General features: G+C 71.0%; 9 protein-coding genes. 7 read left to right on the top strand and 2 right to left on the bottom strand.

All coding sequences use genetic code 11. From position 1 onward, the window contains the following. Window positions 1–254: 254 nt before the first annotated feature. Window positions 255–1,961, top strand: a complete 1,707-nt coding sequence (locus tag OG246_RS03855; RefSeq protein WP_266455817.1) for a glycerol-3-phosphate dehydrogenase/oxidase — start codon at window positions 255–257, stop codon at window positions 1,959–1,961. 121 nt (window positions 1,962–2,082) lie between these two features. Here the strand turns inward: OG246_RS03855 and OG246_RS03850 are convergent, their stop codons facing one another. Continuing rightward, window positions 2,083–3,225 (bottom strand): serine hydrolase, encoded by a 1,143-nt coding sequence (locus OG246_RS03850; RefSeq protein WP_266455814.1) that lies wholly within the window; start codon window positions 3,223–3,225, stop codon window positions 2,083–2,085. 149 nt (window positions 3,226–3,374) lie between these two features. On the opposite strand from OG246_RS03850, the gene OG246_RS03845 reads away from it, so the two are divergent. The 5 genes from OG246_RS03845 (at window position 3,375) to OG246_RS03825 (ending at window position 14,400) form a co-directional block, all read left to right on the top strand. Beyond that, on the top strand, window positions 3,375–5,489 hold the full coding sequence (locus OG246_RS03845) for a serine/threonine-protein kinase (protein ID WP_266455811.1): 2,115 nt from the start codon (window positions 3,375–3,377) through the stop codon (window positions 5,487–5,489). A 170-nt stretch (window positions 5,490–5,659) separates the two neighbouring features. Further along, window positions 5,660–8,866 carry a protein kinase gene (locus OG246_RS03840; RefSeq protein WP_266455808.1) on the top strand — a complete coding sequence of 1,069 codons (3,207 nt, stop codon included), beginning with the start codon at window positions 5,660–5,662 and terminating at the stop codon, window positions 8,864–8,866. A gap of 196 nt (window positions 8,867–9,062) precedes the next feature. Beyond that, window positions 9,063–10,850: a serine/threonine-protein kinase gene (locus OG246_RS03835; RefSeq protein WP_266463847.1), complete on the top strand. Its 1,788-nt coding sequence runs from the start codon at window positions 9,063–9,065 to the stop codon at window positions 10,848–10,850. Window positions 10,851–10,952: 102 nt separating this feature from the next. After that, a complete protein-coding gene (locus OG246_RS03830) occupies window positions 10,953–12,599 on the top strand; it encodes a serine/threonine-protein kinase (RefSeq protein ID WP_266455806.1) in 1,647 nt (548 codons plus the stop codon). Between the two features lie 211 nt (window positions 12,600–12,810). Then, entirely contained in the window at window positions 12,811–14,400 is a 1,590-nt protein-coding gene (locus OG246_RS03825) for a serine/threonine-protein kinase (protein WP_266455804.1), read from the top strand. Between the two features lie 76 nt (window positions 14,401–14,476). Here OG246_RS03825 and OG246_RS03820 read toward each other — a convergent pair whose 3' ends face one another. Further along, window positions 14,477–15,295, bottom strand: a complete 819-nt coding sequence (locus OG246_RS03820) for a hypothetical protein (protein ID WP_266455801.1) — start codon at window positions 15,293–15,295, stop codon at window positions 14,477–14,479. Window positions 15,296–15,642: 347 nt separating this feature from the next. Here OG246_RS03820 and OG246_RS03815 point away from each other — a divergent pair, with 347 nt between their 5' ends. Beyond that, window positions 15,643–17,232, top strand: coding sequence for a succinic semialdehyde dehydrogenase (locus OG246_RS03815; protein WP_266463844.1), 1,590 nt, complete (start codon window positions 15,643–15,645; stop codon window positions 17,230–17,232). Window positions 17,233–17,237 lie beyond the last annotated feature (5 nt).

The following is a 17,237-nucleotide window of genomic DNA, read 5'->3' as shown; positions in this document are numbered from 1 at the left end:
GGCCGTCCTTCCCAGTAGCCGAAGCGGGACAGGTGCGCAAGCCCTGTGGACAAGACGGGCGAGCGCAATGTCAGACTAGGAGTAAATATGACCGATTTGCGGGATTGCGCGTTCAAGATTCCCCGAGTGTTGTCCACAGGCTGCTGGTGAGTGGTGGCCGAAGGAGGGCAAGAAGGTCAGACTTTGGGCATGGGGGATGTGAGCACGGGTCCCGCCCGAGGGTGAGGCCGCGCGACCAAGAGCGGGAGGCAGCGGTGAGGACAGCGACACTGGGGCCGGCGGAGCGCGCCGAGTCACTGGCGGGAATGGCCGAGCGTGAGCTGGATGTGCTGGTCGTGGGCGCGGGCGTGGTCGGTGCGGGCACCGCCCTTGACGCCGTGACACGCGGCCTGTCCACAGGTCTGGTGGAAGCGCGTGACTGGGCGTCGGGCACGTCGAGCAGGTCGAGCAAGCTGATCCACGGCGGCCTGCGCTATCTGGAGATGCTCGATTTCGCACTGGTGCGCGAGGCGCTGAAGGAACGCGGGCTCCTCCTCGAACGGCTCGCGCCGCACCTCGTGAAGCCCGTGCCGTTCCTCTACCCGCTCCAGCACAAGGGCTGGGAGCGGCTGTACGCGGGCTCGGGCGTCGCGCTCTACGACGCCATGTCGATTTCGAGCGGCCATGGACGCGGACTGCCCACACACCGCCATCTGTCCCGCACCCGCGCCCTGCGCGTCGCCCCCGCCCTGAAGAAGGACGCCCTGGTCGGCGCCCTGCAGTACTACGACGCGCAGATGGACGACGCCCGCTATGTGGCGACCCTGGTGCGCACGGCGGCGGCGTACGGCGCGAAGGTGGCCAACCGCGCGCGGGTGACCGGCTTCCTGCGCGAGGGTGAGCGCGTTGTCGGTGCCAAGGTGCAGGATGTCGAAGGGGGCGGGGAGTACGAGGTCCGCGCCAAGCAGGTGGTGAACGCCACGGGGGTGTGGACCGACGACACCCAGGCGATGGTGGGGGAGCGGGGGCAGTTCCACGTACGCGCGTCCAAGGGCATCCATCTGGTCGTACCGAAGGACCGGATCAACTCGACTTCGGGGCTGATCCTGCGTACCGAGAAGTCCGTGCTCTTCGTGATCCCGTGGGGGCGGCACTGGATCATCGGCACCACCGACACCGACTGGGACCTCGACAAGGCCCATCCGGCGGCGTCCAGCGCGGACATCGACTATCTGCTGGAGCACGTGAACTCCGTGCTCTCGGTGCCTCTCTCCCGCGACGACGTACAGGGTGTGTACGCGGGGCTGCGGCCACTGCTCGCCGGTGAGTCGGACGCCACCAGCAAGCTGTCGCGCGAGCACACCGTGGCGCATCCGGTGCCGGGGCTCGTGGTCGTGGCGGGCGGCAAGTACACGACGTACCGGGTGATGGCCAAGGACGCGGTGGACGAGGCGGTGCACGGTCTCGACCAGCGGGTCGCCGAGTGCGTCACCGAGGACGTTCCGCTGCTCGGCGCTGAGGGGTACCGGGCGCTGTGGAACGCGCGAGCGCGGATCGCGGCGCGCACCGGGCTCCATGTGGTGCGCGTGGATCACCTGTTGAACCGGTACGGCACGCTCGCCGAGGAGTTGCTCGACCTCATCGCCGCCGATTCCTCACTCGGCGAGCCCTTGCCGGCCGCCGAGGACTATCTGCGGGCCGAGATCGTCTATGCCGCCTCGCACGAGGGTGCCCGGCACCTGGACGACGTGCTGACCCGGCGCACCCGCATCTCGATCGAGACCTTCGACCGGGGAACGCGCAGTGCGCGGGAGGCCGCGGAGCTCATGGCGCCGGTGCTCGGCTGGGACAAGGACCAGATCGAGCGGGAAGTGGAGCACTACGAGAAGCGGGTCGAGGCCGAGCGGGAGTCGCAGCGGCAGCCGGACGACCTGACGGCGGACGCGGCGCGGCTGGGGGCGCCGGACATCGTGCCGCTGTAGCCGTCCTCGTGGCCGTCCTTGTGGCGGTCCGGTCGTCGCCGTGGCGGTGTGGCTGGTCCGTGCCGGGATGTCACTCGAACGAGTGTCGTGAGCTGGGATCTTTGCTCGGAACGTGTCCGTTCTACTCGGTGCGGGGGCAGAACTCGGCGGCGAGCAGGGCCGGTTCGAGGCCAGGGTCTGCGATCCCGTCCGTGTTCACCCGGAAGGTGAGGACACGGCGACCGTCGACGGTGGCTGCGCTGCGCACGTAGCTGCCGGATATGCGGCCGTTGTGCCCCCACACCGTGGTGCCGCACGGCAGCTTCACCGGGTAGAGGCCCATGCCGTACGAGCCATGTGCGGCGCGGGTGTTGAGCATCTCCCGCAGTTGGCCGGGCGGGAGCAGCTCGCCGGCGAGCAGGGCCCCGTAGAAGCGGTCCAGGTCGGCGAGTGTGGTGACCAGCTCGCCCGCCGCGCCGGCCACGCGCGGGTCGAGCTCGGTGACGTCGGAGCCGTCGGCGGCGTATGCGCGGCCGTGCGGTGAGGGGAGAGAGGTGCGGGCACCCGGGAAGGATGTGCCGGTCAGACGGAGAGGGGTGATGATGCGGCGCTCGGCCTCGGTGGCGTACGAGTGGCCGGTGACCTGTTCGACGACCATGCCGAGCAGGACGTAGTTGGTGTTCGAGTAGGCGTAGCGGCCGGGGTCGGCCGGGGGGTGGGTGAGCGCGATGCGTACGGCCTGAAGCGGGGTGACGGGGACGGTGCCCAGGGTGTCGGCGGTGAAGTCGTACAGGCCGCTGGTGTGGGTGAGCAGGGCGCGCAGGGTCAGGCGGCTGCCGTCGTTGCCCGCGCCGCTGACCAGGCCCGGGAGGTGGGCGTCCACGGAGTCCGACAGGGACAGCCGGTGTTCGGCGGCCAGTTGCAGGACGACGGTCGCGATGAACGTCTTGGTGATGCTGCCCGCGCGGAAGTGGTCGGAGCGGTCGATTCCGTCACCGGCGTCGGCGAATTGTGAGCCGAAATCGTCCTGGGCGAGCAGGGCCGCGGCCGGGGCCTTGCCACGGGTGACGAGGAGCGCGAGGGCGGCGTCCGCGGCCGGGGAGACGGGCGATCGCGATCCGGCTGGTGCTGGGGACGTGAGGGCTCGGGAGCCGGACGAGGGCTCGGACCTGGGGGTTTGTGCGCCGGTCGGGGTCGAGGCGAGCAAGCAGGTCGGGGCCAGGCCGAGGAGCGCCAGGGCCGCGGGTATGGCCCGGAGTGTCCGAGGTGTCCGGCGCGGCGGCATCGGCGGTCCTTCCTTGTTGGGGGCCATCATGCGGGACGGCGCGGGGCCAGGTGTCGGGCGGTCCCTTCTTGAGGGGCCCCACGGCATCGTTCACTTGTCCGGTGAGGGACAATGAAGGCTCTGTCAGGGCGGGTTGCTTGAGGGGACGCATGTCGGAGGCGGAGCGGGCGGGAGCATCCCGTCAGGACAAGAGCGAACGTCTCCTCGCCGGGCGCTACCGGCTGGGGGATGTTCTCGGCCGCGGCGGCATGGGCACCGTGTGGCGGGCCAAGGACGAGACCCTGGGCCGCACGGTCGCCGTCAAGGAGCTGCGGTTCCCGTCGAGCATCGACGAGGACGAGAAGCGGCGGCTGATCACGCGCACGCTGCGTGAGGCCAAGGCGATCGCGCGGATCCGTAACAACGGCGCGGTGACGGTCTTCGACGTGGTCGACGAGGACAACCGGCCGTGGATCGTGATGGAGCTCGTCGAGGGCAAGTCGCTCGCCGAGGTCATCCGCGAGGACGGCCTGCTCACGCCGGTGCGGGCCGCCGAGGTCGGGCTGGCGATTCTCGATGTGCTGCGTTCGGCGCACCGGGAGGGCATCCTGCACCGGGACGTGAAGCCGTCGAACGTGCTGATCTCCGAGGACGGCCGGGTCGTGCTGACCGACTTCGGGATCGCGCAGGTCGAGGGCGACCCGTCCATCACCTCGACGGGCATGCTCGTCGGCGCGCCCTCGTACATCTCGCCGGAGCGGGCGCGCGGTCACAAGCCCGGGCCCGCCGCCGACCTGTGGTCGCTGGGCGGTCTGCTGTACGCGTCGGTTGAGGGCGTGCCGCCGTACGACAAGGGTTCCGCGATCGCGACGCTCACCGCGGTGATGACCGAGCCGGTGGAGCAGCCGAAGAACGCGGGTCCGCTGGAGAACGTGATCTACGGGTTGCTCGCCAAGGACCCCGAGCAGCGGCTCGACGTCGAGGGTGCGAGCGCGATGCTCACCGAGGTGCTGCGCGCGCCCGAGCCCAGGCCGACCGCGCCGGAGCCGCCGGACGCGACGAAGGTCGTGGCGTTGCCGCCGGTGCCGGACGAGGGGTCCGGCAAGGGTGGTTCGGGTTCCGGAGGCTCGGGTGGCTCGGGCGGTTCCGGGGCCAAGCGGGGTGAGGAGGCCGGGGAGCGGCTGCGCGGGGCGATGCGTTCCGTGCGGAAGGCTGCCTCGGCGGCCGGGGCGGCCACGGCTGCGGCCGGTGCGGCTGCGACGGCGCGGGCCAAGTCCGGGGGTTCGGGGGCAACTGCCGGTACGGGTACGGGTACGGGTACTGATCCGGGCACGGGTACGGAGGCGGCCACGCATGTGTCCGCACCTGTTTCCGGACCTGGGTCGGAGAAGGACGGTGCTGTTGCCGCGACTGCCGTCTCCGCTTCCGTCTCGGCTGATGCGCCTGCTGACTCCGCGACCGCCGGCAAGGCTTCCGGGTGGCCGGTGGCTCCGGAGCGGCCGCCGCGGCCGGTGCCTCGGGCGCCGTTGACGGATGTGGTGCCGCGGCGGACGTTGATCATCATCGCGGTGGTCGTGGCGCTGGCGGTGCTCGGCACCGTGCTGGCCCTGACCCTCAACGGGGGTGACGACAGCTCGAACTCCAAGAGCGGTGACACCAAGTCCGCGTCCAGCGGGGCGACCGCCGGAAGCGGCAGCGAGGAGAGCAGCGGCGCCCACACGGACAGCGGTGACGGGGCGGACGACTCGGCCACAGGTGCGGCCGGGGAGGCGGGCTCGGGCAGCACGCCGAGCACCAGCGCCAGTGCCGGTACGTCGAGCGGGTCGGACGGCGACGACGAGGGCTCTGACCCGGCGGACGGAACGCCGTACACCAGCAGTCAAGGGTTCTCGATCGTGCTGCCGGAGGGGTGGAAGTACGTGTCCACGGACTCGGCGGGTGCCCGGCTCACCGGTCCCAACGGGCAGAAGCTCCTGATCGGGTGGACGACCACGCCCAAGGACGACCCGGTCGCGGACTGGGAGAACCAAGAGCAGTACATGACGCGGTCGCAGTACAAGCGGGTGCGAATAGAGAAGGTGGACTACCGCGGCTGGAACACGGCCGACTGGGAGTTCACCTACGAGGACGGCGGCACGAAGTACCGGTCGATCGACCGCGGCTTCGTCGTCAACTCGAGCCAGGGGTACGCGTTGATGTACACGGCGAAGGCGGCCGACTGGGACAGCGATCTGCGTGAGGACACGTGGAAGCAGTTCACCGAGACGTTCCAGCCGAAGTCGTGACGTACCGCTCGCCGATGTGACGTTCCGCCATGCATGAGCACCCTGAGATATCGCATCCCTACTTTGCGGGTTGCCTCCGGCACGTATCGTGAGTGGTTGCGGACCGTACGGAACCACAACGGGACGCAAGGCGAACGGAATTGACCAACCGGGCGGCCGAGGGAGGCATTGTGGACGAGTACGCGGGACGGATTCTCGCCGACCGTTACCGCTTGCCCCTGCCGCCTTCCGACGAGTACGAACTCGCCGAGACCCGGGCGTACGACACCTACAGCGGGCAGGAAGTCCTGGTCCGGCAGGTGCCGTTGCCGGAGGTCGTCGAGGCCGAGGTGCTCGACGCGGACGGGCTGCCCGAGGGGTTCGTGGCGCGGGACGGCGGGGTGCGCCGGGCGTCCGCGAGGACCACGCGCAGGCCCACCGAACCTGCCGTACGGCGGGCGATCGAGGCCGCGCAGGCTGCCGCCCAGATACCCGACCATCCCCGGCTCGACCAGGTCTTCGACGTGTTCGCCGAGGGCGGGTCGCTGTGGATCGTCAGCGAGTTGGTGGCGGCGAGGCGGCTGGACGCGTTGCTCGCCGAGAGGCCGCTCAGTCCCTATCGGGCCGCCGAGATCGCCTCCGATGTCCTCGCCGCACTGCGGGTGCTGCACGCTCACGGGTGGGTGCACCGGAACATCACCGTGCGCACGGTGCTCGTCTGCGACGACGGCCGCGTGATGCTGACCGGCCTTGCGGCCGGGGCCGCGGAGGAGGCGCTGTGCGGGTATGACCCTGTGCCGGTGCGGGACTTCGAGGGTGACGTCCGGGGTGGGGGTGCTGGAGCCGGTGGGCCGGGCGGGCCGGGTGGTCCCGGGGGTGCGGGGACTGGGCTTTCAGGTGGTGCCGGTGGTGGTGCTTCGCATGGGTTCGGTCCTGGTGGGGCGTCTGGGCTGTCCGGGGCGTTGGGTGGCGGCGGAGCAGGCGGTGCTGCGACTGGGGGAGATCCCGAGGCCGCGCGGCGAGCTGCGATCGAGGCTCGGGCCAAGCGTGGGGGGCCCGCGGAGGCGGCTGCGGGTGTAGGGCCGCGCGCACTTGAAGCACGGGGGGCTGGAGGAACTGGCGGCGCTGGAGGTGCCGCGGGCGCGGGTGGCGCCGGGGGTCCTGGGGGTGGCGCTGGGAGCGACATGCGTGCGGCGCGCGCCGGGGCCATTGCCGCGTACCGTGCCGGAGCGCGTGCCGCGGCCCGCGTGCACGAAGAGCAGCGGGGCGGTCGGGCGGCGCTGCCTGCGGCCCGGCCTTCGGCGCAGGCCGATGCGTCGGCGGCCCAGGCGCAGTCTCCGGTTCAGGCACAGTCTCCGTTCCAGGCACAATCTCCGGTTCAGGCCCAAGGCCAGGCGCAGGGCGCGGCGCAGACGGCGCAGACATCCGGGCACGAGGTCGCCGGGTACAGCGGGTTCCCGCAGGCATCCGGGGGGAGCGGGGGCAGCGGGTTCCCGCAGGCTCCTGGGCACGGTGGCCAAGCCCAGGCCCAGGCCCAGGGTCTTGGCCGCGGGCAAGTCCCGGCCCAGGGGCTTGGGCATGGACAGGCTCCGGCCCAAGCGCCCGGCCACAGCCCGGCCCAAGCTCAGGGTTCGTACCAGGTCCCCAGCCACGGCACGGAACACCGTCCCAACACCGCGCCCCCCGGGCAGATAGCCGACCCGTACGGAGTCGGGCACTCCAACTCCTGGCATGGCGCCCAGCCCCGCGGCGGCAGCGGCGGCGGCAGCGGAACCGCCACGGGAACCGGAACCGGTGGCGGCGTCGAAGGACGCCCCGCGCTTCCTGGAGCCGCGAGCGGCGGGATGGCGGCCCCGGGGGGTGACACCGGGAGTTACACCGGGAGTGACAACTCACCCGGCATGTACTCCGGGAGCGGTACCTCCACCAGCCCCCTCCCGATAAGCGGCGCTCCAACCGGCGCGCCCCCGTCCTCGGACAACAGCGCTCCCGCCCTCGTACCCGGCCAACCGTTCGCTCCCGCTCCCGCACCCGCACCCACCCCGGCTCCCGGCACCCCCGCCACCACCCCCCAAGGCCAGACCGCCCGTTGGGACCAGATCGTCGCCAGTGGGCCCCCGCGCCGGGGTCCCGCCACCGCGCTCGCTGCGGAGCGGGCCCGGCAGGCGCGGATGGCTGTGGTCGGGCCCGTGACCGAGCGGTGGGCGCCCGAGCAGGCCGGGCCGGTGCATGAGAACTGGCAGTTGGCGGCGCCGATCGGGCCCGCGACCGACCTGTGGGCGTTGGGTGCGCTGCTCTTCCGGGCCGTTCAGGGGCATGCGCCCTATCCGGAGGAGAACACCGCGGAGCTGGTGCAGCTCGTGTGCGCGGAGCCGCCCGCGTTCGCGGAGGAGTGCGGGCCGCTGAGGCCCGTCGTGGAGTCGCTGCTGCGCCAGGACCCCACCGAGCGGCTCGACTTCGAGGAACTGCGCGGCTGGCTGCGCTCCTTGGTGCGGTCCGCGCCGGAGGCCGAGGCGGGCGCGCATGTCGTCGCCGCGCCCCCGGTCAACCCCAGCCGACTGCCGATCGTACGGCGACGGGGCGAGCTCGTCCGCAGGCGCCGCGCCGGGCTGCCCGCGACCAGCCCGCACGCCCGGCACAAGCGGGCCAAGCAGAACAAGCAGGCCAAGCCCAGACGGCTCGGGCGGAACCTCGTCCTGCTGATCCTGCTCCTGCTGGCCGCGGCGATCGCGTACGCCATGGTGTTCATGCCCAAGTCCGGGTCGAACAGCGGCACGGACGACGAGCGGACCGGTTCCGCCGGAGACGTCAGTCCCGCCCCCGACACCGGCGCGGGAGGGAGTGCGAGCAGCGAGCCGCGCCCCGACCAGACCTCGCCGGGTGAAGACAAGAGCCCCTCGCCATCGTCCAGTTCGACGAGTCCAGGGTCCAACGACCCCGATGTCGCCCAGGGTTTCACGCTGCGCGAGGACGCCGAGGGCTTCCAGGTGGCCGTGGCGAACGGCTGGGACCGTGCGGCGAAGAACGGGAACGGCCAAGTCGTCTACTCCAACGGCGACTTCGAGCTCATCCTCGTACCCGGGCGGGACAGCACGAGCACGTACGGCAGCGATCCGATGACGTACCAGCGGGAGCGGGAGGGAGAGTTGCAGCCGTTCCGCGACTCGACCTGGGCCACTTCCAGCGGGATGCGGCGGATCGACGTGGGCGGCCTTGCCATGGCCGAGGGGCAGTTCACCTGGACCGACGGCGAAGGGCACGAGCTCTTCGTGCGCAATCTCGCGATCATCATCGAGGGGCGCTACCACGTGGTGCAGGTGCGCGGCCCGGAGGCCGAACGGGACGAGGTCACGCGGCTGTACGAGCAGGCTTCGGGGACGTATCGGGTCACGGGGTGACATCAGGTCACGAGGTGACACCGTCTCAGGGCGTCGGCCGAGGCCTTCGTAACCCCCTGGCTCCCTTTGGTTCCCTTGTGCGCGCGGAAGGGATAACCGTCACAGTGCGGTTTCCGTACGGCCACGGCGGTTCCCTGTGCGGGGGCCGCTCCTTAGTCTGACCCTGTCAAGAGCATTGCGGGGAAACGTGAATCAGATGCAGGGCCTGCTCCTCGCGGGCCGCTACCGGCTTGCCGAATCCATCGGCAGCGGCGGCATGGGCCGGGTGTGGCGTGCGCACGACGAGGTGCTGCACCGCCCGGTCGCTATCAAGGAGTTGACCGCCGCGCTCTACGTCGCCGAGAGCGACCTGGCCCCGATGCTCGCCCGCACGCACGCCGAGGCGAGAGCAGCCGCCCGGATCAACCACTCGGCCGTGGTCACCATCCACGACGTCCTGGAGTACGACAGCCGGCCGTGGATCGTGATGGAGCTGGTCGAGGGCAACTCGCTGGCCGACGAGGTCAAGGAGCGGGGGCGCGTCGAACCGGCCGAGGCGGCGCGGATCGGGCTGTGGGTGCTGCGCGGGCTGCGGGCCGCGCACGCCGCCGGCGTGCTGCACCGTGACGTGAAGCCCGGGAACGTACTCCTGTCCGCCGACCGGCGCGTACTGCTCACCGACTTCGGGATCGCACAGGTCGAGGGCGATACGACCCTCACGCGCACCGGCGAGATCGTCGGCTCGGTCGACTATCTGGCCCCCGAGCGGGTGCGCGGCCACGATCCCGGTCCGGCCTCCGACCTGTGGGCGCTGGGCGCGACGCTGTACACGGCGGTGGAGGGCAGGTCGCCGTTCCGGCGCACCTCGCCGCTGAGCACCATGCAGGCCGTTGTCGAGGAGGAGCCCGAACCGTCCGAGTACGCCGGTCCGCTCGGGCCCGTGATCACCGCGCTGCTGCGCAAGGATCCCGCCGTACGGCCCACTGCCTCGGAGGCCGAGCAGATGCTCGCCGAGGCGGCGGAGGGACGGCGGCCGAGCGCGGCGCAGGCGTTCGTGCCGACGCAGCATGTGGAAACCGGGGTGGATCATTCCTTCGGTGGCGGCATCGCTCCCGGACATGGGGCGACGACACCCGCACATGGGTCGACCACCCCCGCACATGGGTCGACCACCCCTGCACATGGGTCGACCACACATGTCCCGGCACCCGATCACTCGGCATCTCATGTCTCGGCACCCCATGTCTTGGCACCCCATGTCCCGGGTGGGACCCAGCCCCAGGCCCTGTCCTACCCCACGCCCGTCCCGGCCGGCCCCAGGAAACGGCGTCGGGGTCGCACCATCGCCCTCGTCGTCGTAGCGGCCGCGCTCGTCGGTGGTGGCGGTGCCGTGGTCATGAAGTACGCGGACGACTGGCGGACGGGCGCGGGCGGGGTCACCAGCGGCGAGGAACCCGGCGGTAGCGGGGAATCGGCGGGTACGGAGGAGCCGAGCGCCACCCCCAGCCCGCAGGCCAGCGAGAGCGGGCGGCCGGCGACCGGTGCCCTGCCCGAGGGCTGGGTGCGCGTGGACGACCCCGAGGGTTTCAGCCTCGCCCTGCCCAAGGGCTGGGAGCGGCAGCTCGACGGCACCCAGATCGACTACACACCCGACGGCGGCGAGCACTTCGTACGCATCGCAGTGGACGATTCGCCGGACTTCGACAACCCGTACCTGCACCAGGTGGACCTGGAACAGCAGTTGATGAAGCTGGCCGATTACCACCGGGTGAGCATGGAGGCCAACACCTTCCGTGACTGCGACGGCGCGCTGTGGGACTTCACCTGGACCGCGCTGGCGAAGGACACCTCGTTCCCCGGGCCGCGCCGCGCCATCGAGCAGACATATCTCAGCCGGGACGGCGTCGAGTACGTGATCTACATGTCAGCGCCGGCGGCGGACTGGGCCACCACGCGCGAGCAGTTCGACACGGTTCTGAAGGGCTGGCGCCCCGCGGCCGAATAGCGACGCCGGGCAAGGGAAGCGCCGCACAGCGGCACGGCCGGATACAGCCACCGCCGGTCGCCGACCCGGAGGGCCGGGCTCCATTGCGGCATGATGGGACGCATGGGGACCGAGGGGGACAACGTCCGGGTGATCGCCGGCCGTTACCGGCTGGAGGCCAGGATCGGGCGGGGCGGCATGGGCGTCGTCTGGCGTGCGACCGACCAACTGCTCGGCCGCCAGGTCGCGGTCAAGGAGATCGCCCTCGACACCACACTCTCCGCGGACGAGGCCCGCCAGCAGCGGGACCGGACCCTGCGCGAGGCCCGTGCCGTCGCTCAGCTGCGGCACCCGCACATCATCGTCGTGCACGACGTGGTCGAGGACGACGAACGCCCGTACATCGTCATGGAGTTGATCGAGGGCGGCTCGCTCGCCGAGCGGATCTCCGCACGCGGTCCGGTCGACGCGCGCGAGGCCGCCCGCATCGGCATCGGCCTCCTCGGCGCGCTGCGCCGCGCGCACGACGCGGGTGTCCTGCACCGGGACCTCAAGCCCGCCAACGTGCTGATGGCCGAGGAAGGCAGGGTCGTCCTCACCGACTTCGGCATCGCCCAGGTCGCGGGCGCCACGACACTCACCGAGAGCGGGGCGTTCGTCGGTTCGCCCGAGTACACCGCGCCCGAGCGGATGGCCGGGGCCAGGACGGGCCCCGAGTCCGACCTGTGGTCGCTGGGCGTGCTGCTGTGCACCGTCCTGAGTGGCGAATCGCCGTTCCACCGCGACTCGTTGGGCGGCATTCTGCACGCGGTCGTCATGGACGAGATCCGGCCGCCGGCCCAGGCCGCGGCCCTGCTTCCCGTCGTACGGGGGCTGCTGGAGCGCGATCCCGAGCGGCGGCTCGACGCGGCGGAGGCGGAGCGGATGCTGCGAGCGTTCCGGGACACGGGGCGTACGCCGCGGCTTGCGGCCGGGTACACGCCCACGCAACGGGACGTACCGGTGAGGAAGGATGCGCCTGCCCCGCCGTCCTTGTCATCAACCTCGTCGTCCTCCGCTCCGCTTCCCGTGGCGCAGCGCTCCACGCGGGGCATCCTTGTCGCTGCCGCGCTGGTCGCCGCGATGGCGGGGGCGGGGGTGTCGGCGGCGGCGTTGCTGATGAACGACGGCGGTGGAGGCGGAGGCGGGGGTACGCAGGCTCCTTCGAGTGCGGTGAGCACGTCGAGTACGCCCAGCGCGACCCGTAGCGGTACGTCGACGACCGGGGCGCCGGGAACGTCGGCGAGTGCGTCGGGCTCGAGCCCGCCCGTGAGTCCTGTCGCCCGGACGGTGCCCTCGGGGTACCGCACCGCGCAGGATCCGAACGGGTTCACGCTCGCCGTGCCCGACGACTTCACCCGGGAACCGCAAGGGGAGCGGGTCTTCTACATGTCGCCGGGGAAGACCTTCCGCCTCGGCATCAAGGTGTCCGATCCCGAACCGGGCGGCCCGCTCGAGGTGATGCGGCGCGGGGACGCGAAGGGGCCCTCCACCAACCCGGGTTACCGCGACGCCGCCGTCACCTCGGCCACGCACGGCGGACAGCCCGCCGCTTTCTGGGAGTTCACCTGGAACGGCTTCACCGAGGCGGAGGGCGCGCGGCACACGTACGACCTGTGCTGGGAGGAGGGCGGGCGGATGTACGACGTGTGGGTGTCGGCGCCGGTCGGGAGGGCGAGGGAGGCGAAGGAGTACCTCGACGTGGCGGTGGACAGCTTCGTACCGTCGTAGCGGGCACCTCCGTACCCGCATAAAGGGGAGATAAAGGGTGGTTCGCGTCACGGGTCTGTGACTGGAAAGCGACGGGGCTGGATGCCGGAGCGCTTGCCGCGATATGGATGGACCCATGAGTGACAACGGGGGAGTCCCTTACGGGGCCGATGAACCAACGAGTTTCGGTCTGCAACCGCCGCGCCAGAGTTTGCCGGGGCAGCAGGCGGGTGTGCCCTACCCCGGTAACCCGTACGCCACGCCGACCCAGGTCGTCCCGGAGCAGCAGGCGCAGCAGACGCGGCAGGATCCGGGTCACGCGCAGCAGGACCCGGGCGTGGGACGTCTCATCGCAGGCCGCTACCGTCTCCTCTCCAAGCTCGGTCACGGCGGGATGGGCACGGTCTGGCGGGCCAAGGACGAGACGGTGGACCGCGAGGTCGCCGTCAAGGAACCCCGCGTTCCGGATCACCTTCCCGAGCGCGAACGCGCCAACGCCTTTGAGCGCATGCGCCGCGAGGCACGCGCCGCGGCTCGCCTCGATCACCCGTCGGTCGTGAACGTCCACGACGTCGCGGTCGTGGACGGACAGCCCTGGATCGTCATGGAGTTGGTGCAGGGCCGCTCGCTGGGTGACGCTCTCCAGGAGGGCACGCTCGGAGTCCGCGAGGCGGCGCGTGTCGGCCTTGAGGTTCTCGGTGCCCTGGAGGCCGCGCACGCGGCGGGCATCCTGCATCGCGACGTGAAGCCCGACAACGTCCTGCTCGGCCGCTACGGCCGCGTCGTCCTCACCGACTTCGGCATCGCCCAGATCGAGGGCGAGACCAGCCTCACGGACACGGGCGGCTTCGTCGGATCGCCCGAATACATCGCACCGGAACGGGTGTTGGGGCAGCGCCCGGGCCCGCCGAGTGACCTCTGGTCCCTCGGCGTCGTGCTCTACGCGGCCACCGAGGGCGTCTCGCCCTTCCGCCGCAGCAACACCCCGGCGACCCTCCAGTCCGTCCTCAACTCCACGCCTGCGGCGCCCGCTTCGGCGAACGGCCCGCTCGCCGAGACGATCAACGGCCTGCTGGACAAGGAGCCGTCCCGCCGCCCGGACGCGGCCAGGGTCCGCAGTCTCCTGGAGGCGGCCGAGCGGCCGCCCGCTCCGGCACCGACGCAGGTCGTACGGATCGAGGGGCCGGAGGGCGGCAAGGGGATCCGTGTCGGGCGCAAGACCTTGATCGGCCTCGGTGCGGCGATCGTCGCCGCGGCGGTGGCGGCGTACCTGGTGGTCGCGGATCCGTTCGCGGGGCCGTTGCCGGACGGCTGGAAGCTGCGCGAACAGAAGGCGCTGGGCGCGACGTTGGCGGTGCCGGCGGACTACCAGGTGGGCAAGCCGGACGCCGACGACACGGACAAGAACTGGGTCACGTACTCGGACTTCAGCGGCAGCATCTGGATCGGCCTGAACCTCGCCAAGAAGGCCGAGGACACCAGCGGTCAGATCAAGGGGAACTCCGCCGCCGAAATGTACGCCGACGACGACGAGTTCAAGGAGAGCGGCGCGTACGAGCTCAGCATGCCCGAGAACCCGACGAAGACGGACCCGAAAGAGACCAAGTACCAAGGCAAGAAGTCTGCCGAGAACACCGTGGTCTACACGACCACCGACAGCCAGAACCCCCGCCCCCGCGAGCTGAAGATCTTCTACTACAAGACGTCCAAGGGCGACATGTACAAGCTCACGATCAGCTACCCCGGCAAGGGCGACTTCACCGAGCGCGGCCGCGAGGTCGCGAAGACGGCGATCGCGAACCTGGACATCAACAAGCTGTGAGGAGCCCGCGGCCGGCCAAGGCGTCCAACTGAGCCTGGCCGGCCGGGACTTCAGCTGAGCCTCATCAGCTGGGACTTCAGCTGAGCTTCGCCGCCTGGGCCTCGATGATCTCCGCCGGGACGTCGTAGTCGGCCGTGCCGGCTCCCGCCTCGCCGGAGAAGGCGGCCAGGTTTATCGAGTAGTACGTGGCGACCGTGCTGCCATGGCGTACGACCTCGCCCTTCACCACGACCTCGTCGCCCTCCGCGTCGCCGGTCACCGCGAACGCGACCGATTCGTCGCCGCTTCCGGATGCCTTCTCGGACGCCACCTTCGTGAACTTCTGGGTGTCGCTGCCGGCCGCGACGGTGAACCCGCTCGCACAGCCCTCGACCGCCTCGGAGACCGAGGCGAGGGTCTCCTGGGCGCCGTCACCCTCGTACGAGGAGAGCGAGACGATCGTCATCGTGCTGTTGAGGGCGTCGGTGATCGAATCCAGCGAGTCCTCCAGGCTGTCCGAGGAGGTCGCGCTGGGCGCGATTTCTTCGGTGGCCGGAGTCACCTGGCGGTTGAGGTACGCGGCCTCCGAGTCGCCGGGCGCGAACCCGGTGAGGACGTACGCGATCGGCGCGCACTTCTCGTCGACGACCTTGACCTTCTCCTTGGAGGACGCGAATGGCTCGGAGTCCGTGGCCGAGGTGACCTCGAAGCCGTCGACGTCGCCCGTGGCGATGATCGCCTTCTCCAACTCGCTGCTGCTCAGCACCTTCGCGGCGGCCGTCGACTCCTTGCCGCCCGTGGCCTTGTCACCGTCCCCGGAGTCGGATCCACTGTCGGAGCAGCCGGTGGCCAGGGCGAGCGAGAGCACCGACGCGGCCGCTGCGATGCCGGTACGCGGCAGCGTGAATCTCTTCATCTTTGGGTGTTCCTTAGGTGTGTTCCGGGTGCGCCTGAAGTGGCGCTGGAGTAGGAGAGCAAGATTAAAGGGATCGCCAAGTGTTGGCTGGGGAGTGACCAACTCGTGATCGCCGCGCCCACAACGCCCTGATCAGCGCATTCGTTGCCAGCGATCACTGGCGCCGTGTGAGCACTCGGTGAAGGCGGATTACTCACGGGTACCCAAAGGGCGCGGTCGGGCATACCCTGCGGCTCATGACGGACTCGCAGGCCACGGAGCAGGCCACGGAAAACACCGGCACCGACGAAGCGGCCGGGACGGGCACCGACGAAGCGGCCGCGGCAGGCGCCACCGGCGCTGCCGCCATGGTCGGCACCAACCCCCTCGCCCCCGCCCCCGCAGGCGCCCGCACCGCCGCCGACGTCGTCACGCCCGAGCTGGTCGCGCAGCTCACGAAGGGTGTCGTCGGATCCGGGCGGACCGCCAACCACACTCCGTTCACCGGGGAGAAGCTGGCCGATCTGCCCGAGTCCACCCCCGAGGACGTACAGGAAGCGTTCGAGCGGGCGCGCAAGGCGCAGGTCGCCTGGGGCGCCACCCCCGTACGGCAGCGCGCCGCCGTTCTGCTCCGCTTCCACGATCTCGTGCTCGCCCGCCAGGCCGAGGTCCTCGACCTGATCCAGCTGGAGACCGGCAAGGCCCGGCTGCACGCGCACGAGGAAGTCCAGGCCGTTGTCGTGGCCGCGCGGCACTACGGCCGCAAGGCCCCCTCCTATCTCCGTCCCAAGGGGCACACCGGCGCCGTCCCGACCCTCACCAAGGTCACCGAACTGCGTCACCCGCGTGGCGTCGTCGGCCAGATCGCGCCCTGGAACTACCCCCTGGAGCTGTCGGTCGGCGACGCGCTCCCCGCCTTCGTCGCGGGCAACGCCGTCGTCATGAAGCCCGACACCGAGACCTGCCTGACCGCCCTCTGGGCCCGCGACCTGCTCGTCGAGGCCGGGCTGCCCGCAGAGGTCTTCCAGGTCGTCCTCGGCGACGGTCCGGTCGTCGGACCCGAGGTCGTCAAGCACGCCGACTACGTCTCCTTCACCGGGTCCACGCGGACCGGGCGCGAGGTCGCGCAGGGCGCCGCCGCCCGTCTCGTCGGCGTCTCGCTCGAACTCGGCGGCAAGAACGCCATGGTGGTGCTGGCGGACGCTGACGTCGACAAGGCCGCCGCAGGCGCCGTGCGCGCCTGCTTCTCCTCCGCCGGCCAACTCTGCATCTCCATCGAGCGGTTGTACGTCCATGAGGACATCGCCGATGTGTTCGCGGAGCGGTTCGCCGCCCGCACCAAGGCGATGCGGCTCGGCACGTCCCTCGCGTACGGGGCCGACATGGGCTCGCTGGTCGGCGAGCGGCAGCTCGAAACCGTCACCCGGCACGTGGACGAGGCCGTCGCCAAGGGAGCGAAGGTGCTGGCCGGCGGCGTCGCCCGCCCCGACATCGGCCCCTACTTCTACGAGCCCACCATCCTCGACGGCGTAGAGGCCCCCATGGCGGTCTGCGCCGAGGAGACCTTCGGCCCCGTCGTCTCCCTCTACCGCTTCAAGACCGAGGACGAGGTCGTCGAACTCGCCAACTCCACGGCGTACGGCCTCAATTCCTCCGTCTGGACCAAGGACGGGCGGCGCGGTCGCGCGGTCGCGGCCCGGCTGCGCACCGGAACCGTCAACGTCAACGAGGGCTACGGGGCCGCGTACGGCAGCGTCCAGTCACCCATGGGCGGCATGAAGGACTCCGGCCTCGGCCGCCGCCACGGCTCCGAGGGCATCCTCAAGTACACCGAGGCGCAGACCGTCGCCCACCAGCGACTGCTGCCGTTGGCACCGTCGCTCGGCATGGACGACGAGAAGTACGCGGCGTTCATGAGCCGGAGCCTCCGGGCCATGAAGGCGCTGCGCCTCCGGTAGATCCC

This window comes from Streptomyces sp. NBC_00620 (genome assembly GCF_026341825.1).
In the GTDB taxonomy this organism is placed as follows: domain Bacteria; phylum Actinomycetota; class Actinomycetes; order Streptomycetales; family Streptomycetaceae; genus Streptomyces.
The sequence above is the reverse complement of the archived record's forward strand: the minus strand, read 5'-3'. Positions and strand labels throughout refer to the sequence as shown.